This window comes from Kitasatospora sp. NPDC093558 (genome assembly GCF_040683475.1).
GTDB lineage: Bacteria > Actinomycetota > Actinomycetes > Streptomycetales > Streptomycetaceae > Kitasatospora.
Genome location: NZ_JBFBDY010000515.1, coordinates 1 through 4,599, shown reverse-complemented (window position 1 = coordinate 4,599; position 4,599 = coordinate 1). Strand labels below are relative to the sequence as shown.

4 protein-coding genes and 1 pseudogene are annotated in these 4,599 nt (G+C 74.9%); 2 read left to right on the top strand and 3 right to left on the bottom strand.

Annotated elements, in window-relative coordinates; translation table 11 throughout:
- Positions 1 to 82 precede the first annotated feature (82 nt).
- Positions 83 to 739, bottom strand: a pseudogene (locus tag AB0O00_RS30405) (heavy metal translocating P-type ATPase); the annotation flags it as partial.
- 114 nt (positions 740 to 853) lie between these two features.
- On the opposite strand from AB0O00_RS30405, the gene AB0O00_RS30400 reads away from it, so the two are divergent.
- On the top strand, positions 854 to 1,219 hold the full coding sequence (locus tag AB0O00_RS30400) for a metalloregulator ArsR/SmtB family transcription factor (RefSeq protein ID WP_363657203.1): 366 nt from the start codon (positions 854 to 856) through the stop codon (positions 1,217 to 1,219).
- A 54-nt stretch (positions 1,220 to 1,273) separates the two neighbouring features.
- A complete protein-coding gene (locus tag AB0O00_RS30395; protein WP_363657201.1) occupies positions 1,274 to 2,770 on the top strand; it encodes a hypothetical protein in 1,497 nt (498 codons plus the stop codon).
- Between the two features lie 68 nt (positions 2,771 to 2,838).
- Here the strand turns inward: AB0O00_RS30395 and AB0O00_RS30390 are convergent, their stop codons facing one another.
- The gene (locus tag AB0O00_RS30390) at positions 2,839 to 3,387 is read right to left on the bottom strand and encodes a GNAT family N-acetyltransferase (RefSeq protein ID WP_363657199.1); all 549 of its coding nucleotides are present in this window, start codon (positions 3,385 to 3,387) and stop codon (positions 2,839 to 2,841) included.
- The gene (locus AB0O00_RS30385; RefSeq protein ID WP_363657197.1) at positions 3,374 to 4,306 is read right to left on the bottom strand and encodes a methyltransferase domain-containing protein; all 933 of its coding nucleotides are present in this window, start codon (positions 4,304 to 4,306) and stop codon (positions 3,374 to 3,376) included. Before AB0O00_RS30385 ends, AB0O00_RS30390 begins: the two co-directional genes overlap by 14 nt.
- Positions 4,307 to 4,599: the final 293 nt, after the last annotated feature.

Below are 4,599 nucleotides of genomic sequence, written 5' to 3'. Positions count from 1 at the left end.
GTAACGGGCCCGGCCTCCAAGCCCGTTCGGCTCTCGCTCCCCGGCCGGCTGAGGGGGTGGTTCAGCCGGGTCCGGTCGTTGGCGCGCCGGTGCCGTTGAGGGTGCCGGCGAAGACCTCGTCGCCGGCGGTCTTGGCGACGGGCAGCGGCTCGCCGGTGATGGTGGCCTGGTCGACCTCGCTCGCGCCGTCCAGGACCCGCCCGTCGGCGCCGATCCGCTCGCCGGGCCGCACGAGGACGGTGTCGCCGACGGCGAGCGCCTCGGTGGGGACGGTCTCCTCGGTGCCGTTCGGCAGCAGGCGGGTGGCGGTGGCCGGGGCGAGGTCGAGCAGGCCGCGCACGGAGTCGGCGGTGCGGGCGGTGGCCAGGGCCTCCAGCGCGCCGGAGGTGGCGAAGATGACGATCAGCAGCGCGCCGTCCATGACCTGGCCGACGGCGGCGGCGCCGAGGGCGGCGACGATCATCAGCAGGTCGACGTCGAGGGTCTTCTCGCGCAGTGCCTGGAGGCCGGCCCACGCGGGCTCCCACCCGCCGGTGACGTACGCGAGGGCGTACAGCGGGCCCCAGGCCCAGGCGGGGGCGCCGGTGAGCTGGAGCGGCAGCGCGGCCAGGAACAGCACCGTCGCCGCGGCGGCCCAGCGGGCCTCGGGCAGGGCGAACACCCGGGTGCGGCGGCGGGGAGCGGCGTCCGGACGCGGCGGCGCGGTGGGCGCCGGGCGCTCGATCAGGGTGGCGGGCATGGCAGGCGGGGACCCTTCGGGCACGAGCAGGACAGGGCGGAGCTAGCCCCAGGCGTTCCCACGATACATGAACATATGAACGCTCCTTCATCCATGGCCTGTACGATGGCCCTCATGGGTCATGGAGCCGCCACCACCCGCACCGCCGACGCCGTCACGCGCACCCGCCTGGACGCCGACGGCGCCGTCCGCGTGGCCACGACGCTGCAGGCCCTCGCCACGCCGTCCCGCCTGCTGATCCTCTCCCGCCTGCGCGAGGGCCCGTGCGCAGCCACCGAACTCGCCGCCGAGGTCGGCATGGAACAGTCCGCCTGCTCGCACCAGCTCCGCCTCCTGCGCAACCTCGGCCTCGTCACGGGCACCCGCCAGGGCCGCTCGGTGGTCTACGCGCTGTACGACAACCACGTGGCCGAGCTGCTCGACCAGGCCGTCTACCACATCGAGCACCTGCGCCTCGGGCTCAGCGACGCGGCCGACTGACGCTGCGGCCCCCGCGCCTGGACGCCCGGCCGAGATCGCTGGGACGATGGCCCGATGCCCTCCCCCGTCGCCCCCGATGTGCTGCTCCGCGGCGTCGCCGCCAACCCGGCCGCGCCCTCCGACGTCCTGCTGCGGCTGCTGGTCCCGGAGGCGAAGCCCGCACGGGTCCGGCTGTGCGAGAAGCGTCCGCTGCCGGACGCCGTCGTCGAGGCCGCGCTCGCGCACCCGGAGCCGGGGGTCCGGTGGGCGATCGCCCGGAACCGGTACGTCGCGCCGGAGGTCCGCAGCCGACTGGCCGACGACCCGCACGACCTCGTGCGCGCCGCGCTGGCCGGCGGACCGCGTCCGCGGTTCGACCGCGTCACGCCGCTGCCCGACGAGGCTCTGGTGGCTCTGCTCTCCGCGGAGGACGAGCCCGGCCGGGGCGGACTCCTCACCGCGGACGAGATCCTCAGCGAGCTGTTGTCCTCCTTCCAGATCCCCCTGGCCTTCTCCCTCCGCACGGTCGGCCATCCCCACCCCAGGATCAGGGCCCACGCCGCCCGCAGCTGGCAGTACCTCACCCCCGCCCAGCGCGACGCCCTGCTCGACGACCCGGACGAAACCGTCCGCGAGGCGGCCCGGGGCGAGGCCCGCCGCCTCGACCCCGCCGCCCTGGAAGCGCTCTTCCACCGCCCGAACCTGAGCGAGCGCGACCGGTACACCATGCTCTGGATGTACGCGGCCTCCGACGCCATCGCCGACTACTGCTTCACCGACGACCCCGGCTACCTGCCCGCGCTCGCGGCCGGCCCGTACACCCCCGCCCACGTCGTCGCCCGGCTCGCCCGGCACAGCGACCCGACGCTGCGCCGTCGTGTGGCCGAACGGGCCGACCTCGACGCCGAGTTGCTCGCTGAGCTCGCGGCGGACCCGGACCCCTCCGTCCGCTCGCGGGCGCTGGCGCACCCACTCCCCCGCACGTGGGCCCAGGCCTCCGTGATCAGCCGCGTCGCGGCCGAGGACCCGGCGAACCTCGGCCCGATCGGCTCGTGGTCCGAGGCCGAGCCGGACTGGTACCTGGCCTGCGCCGTTTCCGACCTCCCGTCGCTGCGCCGCGCTGCCGCCACCTGGTCCGAGCTTCCCGAGCACCTCGTCGCCCGGCTCGCCGCCGACCCCGACGACGGCGTGCGGCACCTGCTGGCCTACCACCACCCGCTCGCACCGCCGGAGACCGTCCTCGCCGCGTTCCTCGCGAACCCGGAGCAGCGGGACTACCTCCGGACGCTACCGACCCTGCCGCGCACGGGACTTCAGCACCTCCTCAGCCACGAGGACCCCGAAGTCCGCGCCCTGGCCGCCGCCGACCCGACCCTCGACCGGCCCCCCGTCGACTTCCTCACCGACGAGGACGAGCGCGTCCGCCGAGCCGCCGCCACCAACCCGCTGCTCCCGCCCGACGTCCTCGACGCCCTCCTCACCGACCCCGCACTCGCCGAAGCCGCCGCGGCCAACCCGGCGCTGACCGGGGAGCAACTGCACGGGCTCCTCGACCGCGCCGGGCTGCCGTAGCCCGCGTTGTCAGTGGCGGGGTGCAGGATCGGCACGTCGGACCGAGGACAGGGGGCACGGCATGCCGATCACCGCGAGCTGATTTCCGGGCGGGACTGGTAGGAGTCGAGGAAGCGCACCATGTGCAGCTTGGTGGCGGCCCGGCCGCCGACCAGGACGGCCCTCGGCTCGCGGCCCCACACCTCGAAGCCGCAGGAGGTGTAGAGCCGAGTCGCTGCCACGTTCCCCTCGGAGACCGTCAGCAGCACCTGCCGCAACTCGCCTTCAGTGGCGGCCAGTTCGAGCGTCCGCTCGACCAGTGCCCGGCCCACGCCCCGGCCGCCGGCCGCGCGGGCCACGGCCATGCCGAACAGCGTCGCCTTGTGCCGCTCCTGGCTCCGGGCGCGCAGCCGGAGGCCCGCCGTGCCGATCAGCCCGCCGTCCTCCGTGAGCGCGCCGAGCAACACGCCCTCGGCCAGGCGGCGGACGCTCGCCGCGACCGGCTTCGCGCGTTCCTCCTCGTAGTTCGACGTGAACGCCTCGGGCGTCTCCCGGAGGGCCTCCAGCCGGAAGGCCCGGTACTCCTCCGCGTCGGCCACGCCGAGCCGCCGGATCGTCACCCCGTCAGAGCCGGACACGGGTGCACCTCGTCACGTACGGCATGGCGATCTCCTCGCGGCCCGCGAGGTCGGAGTGGGTGTCGAGGAGGTGCCCGACGTCCGCGAGCAGGCGGGTGCGCTCGGGCTCGGGCAGGGTGATGACGTAGCTGCGCGAGGCCACCATGTCGAGGATCCCGGCCCTCGTCGTCGCGTGCTCCCAGCGGATCTCCAGGCGCTCGGGGGCGCCGAAGGGGGCCGGGACGACGGGCTTGGTGTCGATCGTCTGCTTCGCCGAGCGGTGCATCAGGGCGCCGAGTTCGGCCACCCACGGCTCGGACTCGTCGCGGACGTTCCAGATCAGGGAGAGCGTGCCGCCGGGCGCGAGGACGCGGGCTATCTCCGGGACGGCGGCGCCCTGGTCGAACCAGTGCCAGGCCTGCGCGACGACGACCACGTCCACGCTGCCGTCCGGCAGCGGGATCCGCTCGGCCGAGCCGGCCCGCACGGCCGCCTTGGGGACGGCGGCGGCGAGCTCGTGGCGCATCGCGCCGTCCGGCTCGACGGCGACGACATCCAGGCCCGCGTCCACCAGGAGGCGGGTCAGCTTGCCGGTGCCCGCGCCGAGGTCGAGCACCCGGCGGGCCTCGCGCGGCACGGCCGAGCCGATCAGCGCCTGCGGGTAGCCGGGCCGCCCCTGCCGGTAGGCGCCGGCCGCGGCGCCGAACGAGCGGGCCCGCAGCTTGTCGGACCAGCGCCGGGTGGCGCCCTGGCGGGTCATCCCGCAGGCGTGGCCGATCTCCTCCCAGGTCGCGTGGCGGCCGCGGCGCAGCTCGTCGATGACCGCCGTGCGGCGGTCCTCCAGGGCGGCGATCACTTCGGACAGCCGGTGCAGGCCGGCGAGGCCGCCGTCGCCCGCGACGTCGGCGGCGATGCGTTGCGCAAGATCATCGATGGTCACGGCCCCGCACTGTAGGGCCGGTCCACGACTGGCGTCAACATCCATTGCTCGGCATGCAACATATGTTGCGCGAGGTTCAGCTGCATCTGGAAGCAAACAGTGGGGAAACTCCGCCGCTTCTTCACACTCCTCCCATAATCTGTCGCCCAGCAGCCCGACTTGGGGAGATATGACATGAACTCACTTACACAGAAGGCCCGTTGGGCCACGGCCCTGGCCGCGTCCGTGGCGCTCCTGGCCGGCGGCGCCGGCTCCGCCGCCGCGGACGGGACGGCACCCGCAACGGACGGGAC

Coding starts and splice junctions, on each gene's coding strand:
- AB0O00_RS30400 (WP_363657203.1), top strand. CDS start 854: ATGGGTCATGGAGCCGCCACCACCCGCACCGCCGACGCCGTCACGCGC.
- AB0O00_RS30395 (WP_363657201.1), top strand. CDS start 1,274: ATGCCCTCCCCCGTCGCCCCCGATGTGCTGCTCCGCGGCGTCGCCGCC.